This window comes from Fibrella aestuarina BUZ 2 (genome assembly GCF_000331105.1).
In the GTDB taxonomy this organism is placed as follows: domain Bacteria; phylum Bacteroidota; class Bacteroidia; order Cytophagales; family Spirosomataceae; genus Fibrella; species Fibrella aestuarina.
Genome location: NC_020054.1, coordinates 1,997,928 through 2,015,214 on the forward strand (window position 1 = coordinate 1,997,928; position 17,287 = coordinate 2,015,214).

Here is a 17,287-nt window from a genome sequence, read left to right on the forward strand (position 1 = left end):
GCAGATTAAGTTTAGCAACTGTCATCATTGCCCCAAGCTTCATAAAGGGTTTCCTTGAACAATTTGTTGAGTCGAGTTGTATCTGGTTGTTCAACAGGACCTAGTGATTTAATGCATTGATTGTAGAATATAATTTTCTCCTCTAGAAAATCATTGAGCAATTGGTTTTTGGGCTCTTCGCCAAGCTCTTCACCCGCCATCTTTCTTGTCAATAATTCCTGAATTAAGGTTTTTATGGATGCATCTGCTACCTGACTGTCTACGAGCCTATGAAATTCCATTGGGGCCATTGTGTTCGTGTGCCAAATCCAGTCGCAGGCAAGTAGAGGGCGTAGCACGTAGAAGTACTTTTTGACTCTTACTCGTTCTTTGAGCAAATAGGCTTGAAAGTTCCGTTCTGCCATATGTAGGTAGTGATGCAAACAAGCTCTAGGGCTGAAATATTCCTCTACTAAATCACGCAGCTTGTCGGCCGTTGAAGATTGCTGCAAATAGACCAATGGGCTTCGGAGCCATTCCAGCATCGGCGGATTTGACTTCCTGAAAAGGCGCAGGGCTTTTTTCAATTCCCAGCCTGCTAGATCGATGTCGTTAGGCAGAATTTCTTCCTGGTTATCTCGCTTACTGTCAATTTCCAGATACCAGTCTAATTTGTGTACATAGATGTAGCGAACATCCCAGTCGCTGTCGGTTGATGCAAAACCCCAGGCACGACTCCCGCTTTCAACGGCGTACAAAATTTTGATATCGTGCTGCTTTTCGAGCCTCGACAGTTCTCGTTTTATTTCTTCTTTCATGACTTCAATGGGAGGTTGTGGGTAGAGAAGGCTTAAAAAAACTGCTAGAGATAATCAGGCTGTCAATGGCAAGTTAACGCATTCCTATATCACCTGTAGGCAATCTATCGGATTAGATATACTTGCTTGCTCATGTGTTGGCTAACGGGCACCTATCGCCCCACCGTACAACTTTATCCCGCCTTGCTTACATTTGTTGGATCGTATGCATGCATACTAATTTAATTTGCGCAGCCACGCCAAACCTCAAAAACGCCAAACCTCAAACTAAATATGGCTAACGCCTTCATCTACGACGCCGTCAGAACCCCACGCGGGCGCGGCAAAAGCGACGGGTCGCTCCACGACATGCAACCGATCACGTTGCTGACCAGCGTGCTGAAAAACCTGCGCGACCGCAATAACCTCGATACCCGCCTGGTCGACGACGTGATTATGGGTTGCGTAACGCCCATTGGCGAACAGGGAGCCGACATAGCCCGCACGGCGGTGTTGGAAGCGGGTTATGCTGAGTCGGTGGCGGGTGTGCAACTCAACCGGTTCTGTTCGTCGGGGCTGGAGGCCATCAATCAAGCGGCGGCGTACGTGATGTCGGGGCAGGTTGATGCGGTCATTGCGGGCGGCGTGGAGTCGATGTCGCGGGTGCCGATGGGCTCCGATGGCGGCGCGCTTTTCATGAACCCGCAGATTGTGGCGCAGCACAACATCGTGCCGCAGGGCATTTCGGCCGACCTGATCGCCACCCGGCAGGGTTACAGCCGGAGCGACGTCGATGCCTTCGCGGCCGAATCGTACCGGCGGGCGGAAGTGGCGCAGCGCGAAAACCGGTTCCAGAAAACGCTGGTGCCGCTGAAAGACGATATCGGCGTGACCGTGCTCGACCGCGACGAAGGCGTTCGGCCCGGCACTACCGCCGAGAGTCTGGGTAAACTGAAACCCGCTTTTGAAGCGATGGGGCAGATGGGCCTCGACGCGCTGGCGCTGCTCAAATACGCCCATGTTAGCCAGATCAATCACGTGCACCATGCCGGGAATTCGTCGCAGATTGTCGACGGGGCGGCGGGTGTGCTGGTGGGCAGCGAGGCCTTCGGGCAGGCGGCGGGCCTTAAACCCCGCGCCCGCATCGTGGCTTTCGCCATCGTGGGCTCAGAGCCGACGATCATGCTGACGGGGCCTGTACCAGCCACCCACAAGGTGCTGAAAAAAGCGGGTATGCAAATCAGCGACATCGACCTGTTTGAAGTGAATGAAGCGTTTGCCGCCGTGCCGATGCTGTTTATGGACGAGTTTGGCGTCGACCACAGTCAGGTCAACGTGAGCGGTGGGGCTATTGCGCTGGGTCATCCGCTGGGCGCAACGGGTGCCATCATTTCGGCCACGCTGCTTGACGAACTGGAACGCACCAACAAGCAATTTGGCTTGTCGACGCTCTGCATCGGGGGCGGCATGGGCATCGCCACCATCTTCGAGCGGCTGAACTAGGCGGTCAGATCGGCGATCTGCTGGATGAGTTGAATGCCCTCACCCGCACAGGCTGTGCCGAAGTCGGCGTCGTAGCTGGCAAGTCGGCTGATGCGGTGCAGTTTGCAGGTCGCCAGGATGAGCGCATCGTTGGGCAACAGGTTGTACTGCTGCATGTAGCGAAGGTAAAGCGGAACGATGGTTGGGCTGCTGGCCAGAAAAGTCAGCTGGTCGAGAATTGGTCTCGGACTGTAGGTCGTAAGTATTGATCCAATGGTGCCATCTCGTTTGAGCGTAGCAGGGGCCTTCTCGCCAGCAATAGCTATCCAGTAAAAAGCAAATTCGCTGAGGACCGTTTCACTGACGCACATCTCGATGGTCTGGTTATCCATCAGGTGATCAAACAAGTCGATTTTAGCTTTTTTAGCCTATTCGATCAGGATAGAACTGTCGATAAATAGCCTATTGCTCGTAAACATTCAATTGGTTCCAATCAAGATTAGGAGTGGGGTTTGGCAAACGTTGAAGCAGTTCACGTGAGCGCTCGGGAAGAGCCATTTCCTGCGCTTCGCTGGCCGGGCGAAAATCAATAACAATTGTTTCGTCCCGCATCTCCTCAGGTACGTCGAAGATGATCTTGCCGTCTACTGGCTTTTGAATCAATCGAATAGCTGTCATTGTGTACCCCGTTTTTTGGTAAATCTACTAAACGAATTTTCTAATGATTAACTACACGGTCGAGCAAAACGTTGCGGTCATCCGCTGGAACCTCACCAGCAGCCCGATGAACGTGCTGAACGACGAATCGATCCCGCAATTCGAGGAAGCCCTCAACCGCGCCTACGCCGACGAGGCCGTCAAAGGCATCATTATCACCAGCGACAAACCGGAGTTCGTCGCTGGTGCCGATCTGAAAATGATCCTGCGCAACAACGATAAAGATCCCGCTGAGATGCTAAAGGTATCGGCGGAACTGAACCGGATTTTCCGTGGCATCGAAACAAGCGGCAAACCCGCCGTGGCGGCCATCAACGGTACGGCGCTGGGCGGCGGTTATGAGATTTGCCTGGCCTGCCACTACCGCGTCGCACTCAACAACCCCAAAACCCAGATCGGGCTGGTCGAGGTGACGATCGGGCTGCTGCCGGGTGCGGGCGGCACCCAACGCCTGCCGCGCATGATCGGGATGCAGGCCGCGTTGCCGTTACTGGTAGAAGGCAAAAAGCTGAACGTGCAGGATGCGCTGAAAGCCGGCCTGGTCGATGATATTGCCGAAACGCCCACGACGATGATGGACAAGGCTCGCGCTTGGATACTGGCCAATCCGCAGCCCGTCAAACCGTGGGATCAGATCGATAAGAAAACGGGCAGGATCGCGGCCCGCGATAATTTCAAAGTGCCGGGGGGCAACGTGCAAAGTCCGGTGGGGGCGCAGACCTTCGCGGCGGGCACGGCCATGCTGATGGACAAAACCAAAGGCAATTACCCCGCCCCGCTCGAAATTATGGCCTGCGTGTACGAAGGTTTGCAAGTCAACATCGACCGGGCACTGGCCATCGAAGCGCGGCATTTTGTGAAAGTAGCGACCTCGAAAGTGGCCAAGAACCTGATCGGGACGATGTTCCTGGGCATGAACGAGGCCAACAAAGGCGCAAGCCGCCCCAAAGACGTTCTGAGAACCGACGTGAAGAAACTCGGTATCCTGGGCGCGGGCATGATGGGCGCGGGCATCGCCTACGTGTCGGCGCTGGCGGGAATCGAGGTGGTGCTGAAAGATGTGTCGGTCGAGGCGGCGGAGAAGGGGAAAGACTATTCGCGGAACCTACTGAAGAAAGGCGTCGAGCGCGGCAAAGTCGATCCGTTGAGCGTCGACGCCACGTTGAACCGCATCAAACCCTCCGCCGATTACGCCGACATGCAGGGGTGCGACCTGATCATCGAGGCCGTCTTCGAAAACCGCGACCTGAAAGCCACCGTCACGAAAGAAGCCGAGCCGATGCTGGCCGACAACAGCGTTTTTGGCTCTAATACATCCACGCTACCCATTACCGGCCTGGCCGAGGCGTCGCAGAACCCGGCCAACTTCATAGGCATCCACTTCTTCTCGCCCGTCGACAAGATGATGCTGGTGGAGATCATCGTGGGCAAACAAACGTCGGAGTACGCGCTGGCCGTGGCGATGGACTACACGCGCAAAATCCGCAAAACGCCTATCGTCGTCAATGACAGTCGGGGTTTCTACACGTCGCGCTGTTTTGGTACCTACACGGCTGAAGGTATGGAACTGCTGCGCGATGGTGTCAACCCGATCCTGATCGAAAACGCGGGCAAAGCCGCCGGGATGCCCGTGGGTCCGCTGGCCGTGACCGACGAAGTGGCGCTCGATCTGGTGTACAAGATTTCGGGACAAAGCATCAAGGACGGCGTCCTGAGCGAGACCGATACAAGCTATCAGGTCGCTAAACAGTTTGTCGGGTTGGGCCGACTGGGTAAAAAGGCTAAAGCTGGTTTTTACGACTACCCCGACGATGGCAGCCCCAAACAACTCTGGCCGGACCTGGCCAAACTGTTCCCGCTGGCCGACCAACAACCGAGTCTCGACGAGGTGAAGACCCGGCTGCTCTATCGGCAGGCCATTGAGGCGGTACGTTGCTACGAGGAAGGCGTGATACGTACCCAACTCGATGCCAACCTCGGCTCCATTCTAGCGTGGGGGTTCCCGGCGTATACGGGTGGGGCGTTGGCGTTTGTCGACTTCGTGGGCGTAGGTACGTTCGTTAGTACGCTCGACCGCCTGGCCGATCAGTACGGCGAGCGCTTCCGGCCTACTGAAAAGCTGCGCGAACGAGCTGGTGTGAAAGCCACTGCCTGATTTGGCAATGGCCCGCTCCATTGACACACTTTAACTCAACATCTGGCAAGGAATGGCGTTATTGTTGCGAAAAGCGCCATTCCTTTCTCTTGTTGATGGATAAACCGAACCGGTTTTTACAAAAATTAAATAACCTGCTTGTTCCCAAAGCTGTCGATGACGACGAAGCCAAACCGGTGTCGAGCGAACAGATTTTGCACGCGCTACTGGCCTCATTCGATGCGTCATTGGAGCGTGAAAGCATCGGCAACAAGCTGCTGTTCAACGCGCACTACCTGATTGTGCTGCACCCCACGGCCTACGAACAACGGCTGGCCGCGCTACCCGCTATTGTCGATGAAGCCGTGCGGTTGTTTATCGATCACCTTCGGCAGCGCAAAGGACCGCACGATCAGGTGATGCCCGTGTCGTCGCACTGGTTTTTCAAATTCGGCCCCGGCACTGAATACAATGGCGAAGCCATCGGCGTCGGTGACCTGAAAGTGGTCGGGTCGCTGTCGGGGCAATCGGTGGGGGAGAGTCCGCGTCCGGTAGCGCAGCGGGGTGGCAACAAGGTGACGCGCAAAGTGCAGAACACCAATGTGTTCGATACGCTTGACACTAACCGGCAGGCGTTTAGCCATATCGATTTTCGGGAGTCAGGCGCGTTTGCCGTCGATATTGATCTGAGCCAGTTTGCGCCGCCCGTGCCCCAACCCGCCGCACAGCCTCAGGCTCCGGCCAACGTACCAGCCGCGCCGATGCCGGCCTCACCACAAAGCCGACCGGCCCCGGGCCCACAACCCCAGGCTTTTGCCCGGATCGACTGCTACATGGCCGATTTGAACACGGAAGAAACCTACTGGATGCAGGACCGCGAGGTGGTATTGGCCCGCCGGGAGCCCGACAACGAAGCGTTTCCCAACTACATCCGCCTCAACTCGCCCTACGTGTCGAATCCGCACGCCCGGATTCGGTTCAACGACACCACCCAGTCGTTTGAACTGGCGTCGTTCAGTCGCAACGAGACGCGCATTAATGAGCAGGTCGTTGCCCGCAGCGATCCGGGACAGCCGCAGTGGGTGCCCCTGCCGAGCCCGTCGCAGATCCTGCTCAACGGCGTCGTAACGCTTCAGTTCAGTGCACAGGAAGGAATGGCTAATGAATGATGGATAATGTATAATGGACGCTGCGTAATGCTCACGTCATTCACCAGTCCATCGTACATCATTCATTATACATTGTACATTATACATTAATTCTATGGATGCTATTCTCGCGTTTGTTCTCTTTGGATTTGTCGGGCTGTTGCTGGTTCGGCACTTTCAACATTTGCCACGATAGACAGGATGTCGGCGGGGTCGGGTTGGTGTGGACCAACGCCCGCGCTGCGTAACAACAACGAATGGAAACACTTCGTATCGCCGGGCAAACCGACGTAGGGCGGCAACGGCGCGACAATCAAGACGCATTTATCTGTGAACCCATCTGGACCGACGACACGGCGCTGCTGGCCGTTATCGACGGCGTGGGTGGTTATGCAGGTGGTGACATCGCCGCCAACATCGCCCGTGACGCGATCCGCCACTACATGACTGAACCCACCGGCGACCCGCTGACGATGCTGCGCGAAGCCGTCGTGTATGCCAATAATCAGATCGATCAGCGCCGCCGGTCCGATCCGGGTTTGTCGATGATGTGCTGCGTGCTGACGGCCGCTATTGCCGACGTTCGCCAGCAAAAGGTGTGGTTTGCGCATGTCGGCGACACGCGGCTGTACCGAATCCGCCTCGATACGGGTCATCTGCAAAAGCTGACGAGCGACCATTCGGTGGTGGGCGTGCGCGAAGATGCCAATCAACTGACCGAGGCGCAGGCCATGCGACACCCCCGCCGCAACGAGGTGCTGCGAACAGTGGGTTCGGCGCTGCATCGGGTCGACGACGCCGATTTCCTGGAATCGGGTGAGTCGGATTTTGGGGCGGGCGAGGGGCTGCTGCTCTGTAGCGATGGCCTCACCGACATGCTAACATCGGCCGAGGTCGTGACCGTATTGAACACCGAAACACCGCCTGACGAACAGATTACCGAACTGATCCGGCAAGCCAACGACGTGGGCGGTCAGGATAATATAACGGTTGTTCTGGCGTTACATACCGCCGATTCGGCTGCCAGTGACGTTATTAGCGTAGAACCCGTGACGGTGGAGCCCGTCGAGGCTGTCTATAAAGCGACGCCGACAGGCCCGCTGCCGCCATTGGTTACGCCAATAAGCCCGCCGCCAGCAATGCCCGAGCCTGTAGTTTCCGGGCAGGTGGGTAATCGGTGGTGGCTGCTGATCGTGCTGGCGCTGGCTTTGGGTCTGATCATCTATTGGCTGAGTGGCCTATAAAGTTAAATGCAGGATGACGAGCGTAGCGCTGCCATAAAGAGCGCTGGGTTTTGTCTGAACAACAATACGTTATCGAAGAACGCGCGTACATGGCGACCGTCAGTTTCAATACACATTTTCCGGGGTATACCGTGCTGGGCGAGCTGGGGCGGGGCAACGCGCGGGTGCTGAAAGCCCGTCACGACGCCACGGGCGAGCTGGTGGCGATCAAACACTTTGCCCTGAACACCGACGCGCAAACCCTGCACCGATTCCAGCAGGAGTCGGAAATTATGACCCGCCTGCGCCACCCAAACATTGTGCAGGTGCGCGAGATCCGGCTCGATGCGCCGCTGCCTTACCTGGTGATGGAGCTGGTAGAAGGCGGTAGCGTGCGGCAACTGCTCAACGAGCAAAAAACGCTGCCCATCGCCCAAACGGTCCGGCTCGGTTTGCAGATGATCGAAGCCTTTCGGGTCATCCACGGGCAGGAGGTGGTGCATCGCGATGTCAAGCCCGAAAACATCCTGTATCGCCAGCTACCCAGCGGTGAGCTGCATTTTTTGCTAACGGATTTTGGCATCGCCCGCCTGCGCGAACAGCCCGCCACCGTAACGGGGCAGTCGCTGATGACCTATGAATATGCCTCGCCGGAGCAGTTTGAAAACCCCCGTAACGTCGACGCCGCGACCGATTATTATTCGCTGGGCGTGGTGCTGTTTGAATGCCTGAGTGGTCACGTTCCGTTTGCGATGAACGAAGGCGTGGGCATTGTGACGTTCATGAACACGGTACTGAACGCCTCTCCCGCCGAAGCGGTGGCCACGCTGGGTATGTCGATTCCGAAGAGTCTGGGTACGTTGCTGACGGGTCTATTGACCAAAAACGCCCCCGAGCGCATCCGCCAGCCCGACGCCGTAAAAGTGGCCCTGAAGCAGGCCGAACTGGAGCAGTTGCTGGCCGAGCAGGTAAACCCGGCCGCCACGCAGGCGGTCGTGCAAACCGACCCGGCCACACCGCCTTCGCCCGCCAGCCGGCGCACCGCTGCCCGCCCGGCACCGACCCAGGCCTATACGGCGCCCGTTGTTGAGCCCTCACCGGACCGGCCGTCGAGCCGACGTACCTGGACGATCGTGCTGGCTTCGTTGGTGGTGGCGGCACTGGTTGGGGCGGCGTTGATTGTCTGGGACCGGCAAAGTAGCCCACCCAAACCCGTTGCGACGGGGCAACAACCAGCACCGGAGCCCCCCTCAGTATTGGAGCAGTTGATGGGCGTCGACGAAGAAGACTCAACAGCGGTCGATTCCGCCACGATCAAACCCGTCCGTCGCGATTCAACCGAGGCTGAGCGCCAACTGGCTGCTGCGAAGGCCGCCGAACAGCGTCGGCAGGAGAACGTGAAGGCTGCCAAACTGCTCAACGCGCAGGTGATGGGGTTCAAGACTGGCCTGTTTGGCGGGATCAGCGACCTGAAAATCCGGGTCGAAAACCCAACGACGCTGACGTTTACACGGGTACGCGTCGTGGTTACCTACATTAAGGAGGGTGGCGGCGTTTTTAAAGAAGAAACTATGTATTTCGCTAATATGGGGCCTTACTCGGAGCTTATCCGAAGGGCACCTGATACCTCTCGAGGCACTAAAGTGCGCGTAAAAATTACCGCCTACGACTCGCCCGATATCCCTGATCTTCATCCACCGACTACCCCAGATGCCGATGTCGACAGTCAGCTTTAACGTCAATTTCCCCGACTACGAAATCATCAGCGAACTGGGGCGGGGCAACGCCCGCGTGTTGAAAGCCCGCCACCGCCCCACGGGCGATCTGGTGGCCATCAAACAGTTTGCGCTCAACACCGATCCCGATACGCTCCGCCGGTTTGCCCGCGAATCCGACATCATGACGGGTATCGAGCATCCCAACATTGTGCGGGTGCGCGAGATTCAACTGGAAGCGGCTATGCCCTACCTGGTGATGGAGTTTGTGGAAGGCGGCGACCTGCGCGGGCTGTTGCGTGCGGAAGGTCGGCTGACGCTCACCACGCTCATTCGGCTGGGGTTGCAGATGGCCGAGGCCTTCAAGGTGATCCACAGCCGGGGAGTTGTACACCGTGACATCAAGCCCGAAAATATCCTGTACCGGCGCCTCGTCAGCGGCGAACTGCACTTTCTGCTGACCGACTTCGGCATCGCCAAAATCCGGGCCGACGAAAGCACCCGGACGCGTACCGGGCAGTCGTTGATGACCTACGAATACGCCGCTCCTGAGCAGTTCGACGATCCTCGGCAGGTAAACGTCGCGACCGATTTCTATGGCCTGGGCGTGGTGCTCTACGAAGCCCTGACGGGGCAGGTGCCGTTTGTGTTGCACAACGACGCCGGGCTGGCGCAGTTCATGAATCAAGTGCTGACGGCCCCGCCCGCACCTCCTTACCTGCCCGACGGCCAGTATGTACCGCCCAGCCTGACGGAAGCGCTTCGGCAGATGCTGGCGAAGAACCCGGCGCAACGGCTCGACCGGGCCGATGAACTGGAATTGCTGCTCGAGCAGGCCAAAGTCGAACTGTTGCGGGCCAACAACGCGCAGTTTAGTCGCCCGGCCGCTGCTCCTCCGGCGGCTACGCTGGGTACGTCGCCCGGCTGGGCTGTGGCGACCCCGCCGCCTGCCCCACCGATTTACGACGAAACGCCCGCACCGATTTATGAAGACGAGGAGTCGCCCGACCGCACTACCTGGTGGTTTTTGGGTGGCGTTGGCGTGGTAGCGATCGGTGTACTGATGTTCGTGTTGATCAACCAGAATCGACCAACAGATCCGTTCCCGACCAAAACCGATTCGACGGCGGTAACGACACCCATCGATTCCTCGATGCTGTTCCGGCCCACCCAGACCGTACCAGACACCAGCGCAACCGAATCGGAATCGACCGAACCGGAGGCGTCAACGATGGTGGAGGAAGAAACCGTATCGCCCACCCCGCAGCAAACGCCCACCGTCACGCCCGAACTCGATTCGGCGGCTACGATGGGGGCCGACTCAACGGAATAGTGCCCGGCCGTAGAGACGCAACCGCAGCGTTCCGCGCCCAACGGCAGACTAGTCTCTATAGCGGGGCGTTGTCTGCTCGCTTATTCAATGCCATTCTCTATGAAAAATCCCTCTTTTCACCACGAACGCGTTTACCTGCTGGCGGCGACCCTGTTGCTGCTGGTGCTGTTTATACGACTTTTTTTTAACCTGCAACCGACGCTCAACCAGACTGCCGATGCGTATACCAACGGCTCGGCGCTCAATTTGCGGGCGGGGGTGAAAAGCGGGCCTATCCGTAGCCTGCTCACGTCGGGGCGCTATTATGCCGACCCCCGCGACGTGGAGCTGATCGCCGATTCGCTTCCAGCCAAGCTGCAACAGGCCCAACGCGAAGGTACCGACCGGCTCGACAACGTGGGCGCCATCAACAAGCGCGGTTTTGCCATTGCCGTGCCCCGCGCCTGGCAGTCACCCATCGGCGGCACCGATTTTAACAGTCGGCTGCGGCTGTCGCGTTATCAGATGGGCTTCGATTCGGTATTGTACGTAACCGAACTGCGCCGCCCCAAGCCCTACGCATCAACGGTCGGAACGGGTGGCCTGACGCTGTCGGGCATCGTGCAGGATAACGCCGACGAGCCCCGCCCGATGGCCGATGTGCTGGTGCAACTGCGGCGGCATCGGCCGGGCGACAGTAACGCCGACCCAACGGCGGAAGAAGTCGACCGCGACGAACGTACCTACGCCCGTACCGACGCCAACGGCCGCTTTAGTTTCGGTGGGCTGGCCCCCGGCTCGGGCTACAGTGTGCTGCCGCTGCGGCCCGGCTTTGAGTTTGGCGCCCGCCGAGGCTCGCCCAACCTGACCGGTTCTACGGAGTTTACGTTTACGGGACGTACCCACACGCTGCGGCCAATCGGGGCGGTGGTGTATGGACAACTGAAAGAAGACCACGCCTTCACGGTGCGGACGCCGGGCGAGTTCCGGCTGTTTTTCTGGGGTGTCGTTGGGGCGTTTCTGGTGTCGTTCTGGCTCGTTCATTTCTTCTGGACCTACCGCCGCTTTCACCCCGACGCGCTATTGCTGCCCGTTTTGCTGCTACTGACGGGCATCTCGGTGCTGACGCTGCTCTCGATTCAGGACCCATTGCAGGACACCTTCTACGGAGCCGAAGCCGTGCAGGGTGTCGCGCTGGGTTTGCTCGGGCTGGCCTTTTTGTCGCAACTCAACGTAGGGAAACTGTATACCAAATGGTGGTTCGATCCGCTCGTGACCTTCCGCAGTCGGGCCACCTTCCGCCTCACGGGCTGGACCTGGCTCATTGTGGGGGTGGGGCTGGCGCTGGTGGTGCTGGCCATTGGTACCGGGCCGGAAGGGAGCGGCGTCCGGGTCAATCTGCGCATTGGGGGGCTGCTCTTCCAGCCGTCGGAACTGATCAAATACGTGATTATCCTGTTCCTGGCGGGCTTCTTCGCGGCGCACGAAGAGCAGCTTCGTAACCTGCCCGACATCCGCTGGCGGTTCCGGGTCAATGTCGGCGCGTTTCTGGCGACAGGTACATTGATGGCGATTTATTTGCTGCTGGGCGACATGGGCCCGGCGCTGGTGGTGGGTTTCACCTTTCTGCTCTTTTATACCATTGCCCGGAACACGCTGGGTATTACCCTGGTCACTGGCGCGGCCTACGGGCTGGCGCTGGCGTTTCTGCCGGGCGCACTGGCTACGCTGGTGGGTATTGTGGTGGCACTGGCCTTGCTCATCTGGCAGGGACACGCCCGCTCGACGACGGCGCTCGGCTGGCTGGCCTTGTTGGCCGAGGGGCCGATGCTGCTCATTCTGGTCATTGCGGCCTTTGCTTTTGGTGATCTGTTGCCAGTGGTGGGCGACCGCCTGGCCGACCGGAAAGCCATGTGGCTCAGCCCCTGGAACAACGACGTCTACGGTGGCGATCACCTGGCGCACAGCTTCTGGACAATGGCCACCGGTGGCTGGACCGGGCAGGGGATGGGGCGGGGTTATGCCAACGCGATGCCCGCCGCCCATACCGACATGATTCTGCCCTCGCTGGCCGAAGAGATGGGTTGGGCGGGGCTGGTATCGGTCTGCCTGCTGCTGTTCGTGCTGCTCCACCGCACGTTGCTGCACGCCCGCCGGGCCGGGCAGCCGTTCAGTTTTTATTTGGCCGCCGGTATCGCGCTGGCTACGGGCGTGCAGTTTCTGATCATCGCGGGTGGGTCGCTGGGCCTGCTGCCCCTGACGGGCATTTCGGTGCCGTTTCTGAGCTACGGCAAGGTGTCGATGATCATCAACCTGACGGCGATGGGCGTGGTGTTTGCCATTGCCAGCCGGCCGGGGCAGGCGCTGCAACACGCGTATCTTGAGCAACATTACGACCCCGTGCTGGCTACGGGGATCGCGGGTTTTCTGGCGGGTACGTTGGTGCTGGCTGGCAAAGCGGCCGACGTGGCGCTCATCCGCTGGGACAACTACATTGTTCGGCCCGCGCGCGTGGTGGGGCGCAATGGTCTGCCAGTGTACAGCTACAACCCGCGCATTGGGCGGCTCACCGATGCGCTGGCGGCGGGTACGTTGTATGACCGGAAAGGGCTGGTCCTGGCTACGAGTTCGCCCGATACGGTGCAGCGCAATCTGCCCAAACTCCGGCAGGTGGGGCTCGACACGCGCCGCATGACGATGCTCTCCAACCGGCGCGCCGAACGCTATTATCCGTTTGGCAACCACATGTTTTTCTGGGTGGGCGATGCCAACACGAAATTGTTCTGGGGGCAGCAGAACGGCTTTTTTGCCGAAGCCAGCCATCTTAGTGACCTGCGTGGTTTCGACAACCGCCCGCGTAAAATGCCGCTGCTGACCACCGACTACCGCGCCGACCGGTTTACGCCCGCCGTGCCGCGTCAGCTCACCCTGCCCCTCTACGACTACAGCGAGCTGGCTCCGGCCATTCGGGGTGGGCTGGAAAGCCGCGAAGTGGCCGAGCGGCGGGCCCGCAACCGCGATCTGTACCTGAGCGTCGACGCAAGCTTGCAGGTCGAATTGCAGAAGGCACTCGCCGAATCGAAGTACAATGGCCATCGGCTGTCGGTGGTGGTGATGGACAGCAAATCAGGCGAAGTGCTGGCCTCGGCCCTACACCCGCTCCCCGACCTGACGCGCCCCGAAGAGATGAGCCTACCCGACCGTGACCGGCTACAGCTGCCCTATCTGGTGACGGAGCGCGACCTGGCCATGACGTACCCAACGGCTCCCGGTTCAACGGCCAAGATACTGACGGCCACCGCGGGACTCAACCGGCTGGGTATCGACGGCGTACAAACCAAATTTGCCATTAGCTGCGGCGAAATCATCCGGCGGGGTGTGGCCGAAAGCGAGCCCTGCGGTGGGTACGTCGACATGCGCACGGCCATCGTCCGGTCGAGCAACGTGTACTTCATCCGGCTGGCCAACGAACTGGGCCTGGATAACGAAATGGCTGATCTGTACCTGGCTACCGGTATGAACGTCGACTACGTGGGGGGCTATTCGTTTACAGACCCGCATACCGCCACCGAACGGAAAGAAATCCTCAAGCACTGGCACGATTCGTCGTTTGTGGTGCGGCGCAAACTGTATCAGCAGATTCGGTATCCGCGCCGCTATCGGGGCGAATTTTCGGGACTGGCCTGGGGGCAGGGGCAACTCACCAGCACCCCGATGGCGCTGGCGCGGATGGCCGGTGCCATTGCCAACGGCGGTGTCATGCAGCCGTCGAAATACGTGGTAAAACGGGCGGGGCGCAACGTACCTGCCGAAGCAGGCGTGGCCATCGCCAAACAGCCGAGCTACGCCGAAACCTTGCAGGCGTTCATGATCGAGCAGTCGAACCCCGGCGGGCGGGCCAAAATCACCGACGCTAAAGTGGCGGGCAAGACGGGTACGCCCGAGCGTATTCTGCTGGGCGAGAAGATCAACGACGGCTGGTATGTCTTCTTCGCCCCCACACCCGATGGTAAGTCGAAAACCGTCACTTGCGTGCGGATCGAGATCACCAAGTCATCGGCCAACGCCGTCGAACTGGCCAACACGGTGGTGGCACCCATCCTGAAAAAGCGGGGCTATCTGGGTACGTTCTGAACACAAGTACGTTGGCAGGTACGTGTCCGACACGTACCTGCCAACGTCAACTACTTCGTTCGGGTAACGCGGAAAAATCCCTCGATATGGGCTGTTCCGCTGAAGTCTTCGCCAGGGCGCATAATACCCGCTTTGGCCAGATCAAATTTACCCGTCACCAGCTTGCCAACCTGGCCAAACTGACTAAGGGTGAGGTGGCCAGGGCTGGGATAGGCGTTTCTACCGACGCGGTAATAGTGCACGTATACCAACGCCCCACCCTGGGCGGATAGCTGGAACACAGGCCCGGTATCGTCGGTGCGCCATGCCTGGCTGACACCACCAGTTAGTACAAAGTCAAGGTCGTGACTTTTGTCGAAGGGCGGATTGTGCTGCGTGATGGTGACACCTACGGGATTTCCATTGTCTATGCCCCCGCCCGTCATCATAAACATCGTTCCTTTCGCCGGCTCTTTGGGATCAGACAGGAGCTGGCCTCCCTGCGACACTTTCACGTTGACCCAGGGACCGCCATTAATGCGGTAGGTAATACCCTCATCGCCGATGTAGATGTTCGATACCAGCCAGAGTTCTTTATACATATTGCCATCATCGCCGACCGTCGGCCCCTTGAGTTTGACCGTCACGGCAACGGGGTTCCGGGCTGGAGGCGTAGAGGGCGCATAGTACAGCGCTTCCCACTTAAGCGGGTTCAACAGCCCTGCCCCAACAAGTTTCCAGCTGTTATAATCAATAACACTTGAGAGCGGTTCAAAAGGCTCAGGTACGTCGGTATCCTGAACCGGCGGTATCGTAACGGCCGCATCAAGCAAACTTACCTCTAGCCTCAGGTTATCACCCGGTTTCACAAAACCGACGTTGGGCGTCAGCAACGCCCGTTCCAGTAACGCCCAATCGCTGAAGTGGGTCGTTTCAACGCTCACCGTATGGGTAACCGTATCCACCTTGCTTTTAGCGGCCAGTCGCCAGATGCCTTTATCGCTTTGATAAGCCAGCGCCAACGCTTCGGCAACGGTGCCATCCAGGGTTTCGGGATCATAACGAACACGGATCGTAACGGGCTTTTTGAACGTGATGCCGTGCGGTGCCAGCCGGAAACCCGTGCCCAGCCCTTGCGGGCCGGTATTGGTGATTGGCTGGGCACTAAACGCCTGACTACGTTCGACAGCCCCCGCCGGGACGTTGATGGTCAGGCGTTCGTCAGGGGAGGTCAGGTTGCCACCCGCCGGGCCGATGGTGGCAGTGGTGGCTTCGCCCAGCAACGTACCCACGGGGCACACTTTGCCGGGGCGCGTTTGGGGCTGTTCCGGTACGTTGGGTACGTCGGGAGCGACGACGTCGGCCTCTTTTTTACAACCTACCGACAGGGCAGTAAGCAGCAGTCCGAACAGCAGGGCATACAACTTGGTCATGGTTCATTCGTCGTTGTTGGTTACGCTGCCAAAGTTGCCGGGTGGCGGTTGCGTAGGGAATGACAAATGCCATGAAACGGAAAAAGTCGCCGTCGAAACGACTGGCTGTAGCGCAGAAGTACCGAGACGAATAGGGTAGACGCTCTGGCCACCCGTATTTTCTGCTAGTAGCCAGAAACGACCCGTTTTAAGATGCCAACCCTGTCCCGTTTTATCAGTTGTTTTTGTTTCATTATAGCCGTTGGCCTAAGCGCGGCCGCCCAACCAACGGCCCCCAAAAGCGCCGTCGTGCCCAGAATGCGGGTGATCGTCGATAATGATTTCAGCGGTGATCCAGATGGCCTGTTTCAATTGGCCCATCTGTTGCTGTCGCCCTCGGTTGACATACGAGGTATCATCGGCTCTCATCTGAAGGTGGGTGATGGCTTCGATAGGTCGACTACGCAGGCCGACAATGCGGCTCGCAAAGCGGGCGAACTCATCCAACTACTGGGCGTGAAAAGCACGATACCCGTGCTGGCTGGCTCCAATACGGCCTTGCCCAACGACAGTACGCCTATCCGAAACGAAGCGGTTGAACTGATTCTCCGGGAGGCCGCGCGAACCGACACCAAGCAGCCGCTGTATGTGTTGTGCGGAGCGGGGCTTACCGAAATCGCCTCGGCCATGCTGGTTAACCCGCAACTGGCCAGCAAATTGACGTTGATCTGGATCGGTGGTCCCGAATACGCTGATCTGGCTCTGCCGCCGCCCAACTATTCCGACCCGGAGTATAACCTGAACATCGACATAGCGGCGGCCCGCGTAATTTTCAACCGCTCTACCATACCGCTATGGCAGGTGCCCCGGAACGCCTACCGGCAGTGTCTGGTGTCATATGCGCAGTTGCTGACAAAGGTGAAGCCGATGGGCCCCGTTGGTCAGTACCTCACGACTGCGCTGGAGGAGCTGATGCGCCGGATCCAGCCGTTTTACAACATCGGCGAAACCTACGTGCTGGGCGACAGCCCGCTGGTGCTGCTGACCGCGCTGCAATCATCGTTCGAGGCCGATCCGGCGTCCAGTGACTACGTCGTCAAACAGGCACCCGGCATCAGCCCGGCGGGGGGCTACGTCTATAATCAGCGGGGGCGTTCGATCCGCGTCTATACCCGCCTCGACACTCGCTTGTTGTTTGATGATTTCTTTGCAAAGCTCGAACTGATGCCCCGTGCGCGCTGAACTGATCGGCCTG

The 17,287-nt window shown here is 58.7% G+C and carries 12 protein-coding genes; 8 read left to right on the plus strand and 4 right to left on the minus strand.

What is annotated here, in order from left to right; all coding sequences use genetic code 11:
- Positions 1 to 11: 11 nt before the first annotated feature.
- Entirely contained in the window at positions 12 to 797 is a 786-nt protein-coding gene (locus tag FAES_RS08065; RefSeq protein WP_041257660.1) for a nucleotidyltransferase domain-containing protein, read from the minus strand.
- A gap of 273 nt (positions 798 to 1,070) precedes the next feature.
- On the opposite strand from FAES_RS08065, the gene FAES_RS08070 reads away from it, so the two are divergent.
- Positions 1,071 to 2,279, plus strand: coding sequence for an acetyl-CoA C-acetyltransferase (locus FAES_RS08070; protein ID WP_015330714.1), 1,209 nt, complete (start codon positions 1,071 to 1,073; stop codon positions 2,277 to 2,279).
- Here the strand turns inward: FAES_RS08070 and FAES_RS08075 are convergent.
- Entirely contained in the window at positions 2,276 to 2,650 is a 375-nt protein-coding gene (locus FAES_RS08075; RefSeq protein ID WP_015330715.1) for a PIN domain-containing protein, read from the minus strand. The genes FAES_RS08070 and FAES_RS08075 overlap by 4 nt on opposite strands.
- 70 nt (positions 2,651 to 2,720) lie before the next feature.
- Positions 2,721 to 2,936, minus strand: a complete 216-nt coding sequence (locus tag FAES_RS08080) for a hypothetical protein (RefSeq protein ID WP_015330716.1) — start codon at positions 2,934 to 2,936, stop codon at positions 2,721 to 2,723.
- A 43-nt stretch (positions 2,937 to 2,979) separates the two neighbouring features.
- Between FAES_RS08080 and FAES_RS08085 the strand changes: the two genes are divergently transcribed.
- From FAES_RS08085 to FAES_RS08110, 6 genes are all read left to right on the plus strand, one after another.
- Entirely contained in the window at positions 2,980 to 5,130 is a 2,151-nt protein-coding gene (locus FAES_RS08085; protein ID WP_015330717.1) for a 3-hydroxyacyl-CoA dehydrogenase NAD-binding domain-containing protein, read from the plus strand.
- A gap of 95 nt (positions 5,131 to 5,225) precedes the next feature.
- Positions 5,226 to 6,278 carry an FHA domain-containing protein gene (locus FAES_RS08090; RefSeq protein WP_015330718.1) on the plus strand — a complete coding sequence of 351 codons (1,053 nt, stop codon included), beginning with the start codon at positions 5,226 to 5,228 and terminating at the stop codon, positions 6,276 to 6,278.
- Positions 6,279 to 6,514: 236 nt separating this feature from the next.
- The gene (locus FAES_RS08095) at positions 6,515 to 7,501 is read left to right on the plus strand and encodes a PP2C family protein-serine/threonine phosphatase (RefSeq protein ID WP_015330720.1); all 987 of its coding nucleotides are present in this window, start codon (positions 6,515 to 6,517) and stop codon (positions 7,499 to 7,501) included.
- 50 nt (positions 7,502 to 7,551) lie between these two features.
- Positions 7,552 to 9,216: a serine/threonine protein kinase gene (locus FAES_RS08100; protein ID WP_229364445.1), complete on the plus strand. Its 1,665-nt coding sequence runs from the start codon at positions 7,552 to 7,554 to the stop codon at positions 9,214 to 9,216.
- The gene (locus FAES_RS08105; protein WP_051054044.1) at positions 9,197 to 10,528 is read left to right on the plus strand and encodes a serine/threonine-protein kinase; all 1,332 of its coding nucleotides are present in this window, start codon (positions 9,197 to 9,199) and stop codon (positions 10,526 to 10,528) included. Before FAES_RS08100 ends, FAES_RS08105 begins: the two co-directional genes overlap by 20 nt.
- 99 nt (positions 10,529 to 10,627) lie before the next feature.
- Positions 10,628 to 14,641: an FtsW/RodA/SpoVE family cell cycle protein gene (locus tag FAES_RS08110; RefSeq protein ID WP_041257661.1), complete on the plus strand. Its 4,014-nt coding sequence runs from the start codon at positions 10,628 to 10,630 to the stop codon at positions 14,639 to 14,641.
- A 50-nt stretch (positions 14,642 to 14,691) separates the two neighbouring features.
- On the opposite strand, the gene FAES_RS08115 is transcribed toward FAES_RS08110, so the two are convergent.
- A complete protein-coding gene (locus FAES_RS08115) occupies positions 14,692 to 16,053 on the minus strand; it encodes a hypothetical protein (RefSeq protein ID WP_015330724.1) in 1,362 nt (453 codons plus the stop codon).
- A 192-nt stretch (positions 16,054 to 16,245) separates the two neighbouring features.
- Between FAES_RS08115 and FAES_RS08120 the strand changes: the two genes are divergently transcribed.
- Entirely contained in the window at positions 16,246 to 17,274 is a 1,029-nt protein-coding gene (locus FAES_RS08120; RefSeq protein WP_015330725.1) for a nucleoside hydrolase, read from the plus strand.
- Positions 17,275 to 17,287: the final 13 nt, after the last annotated feature.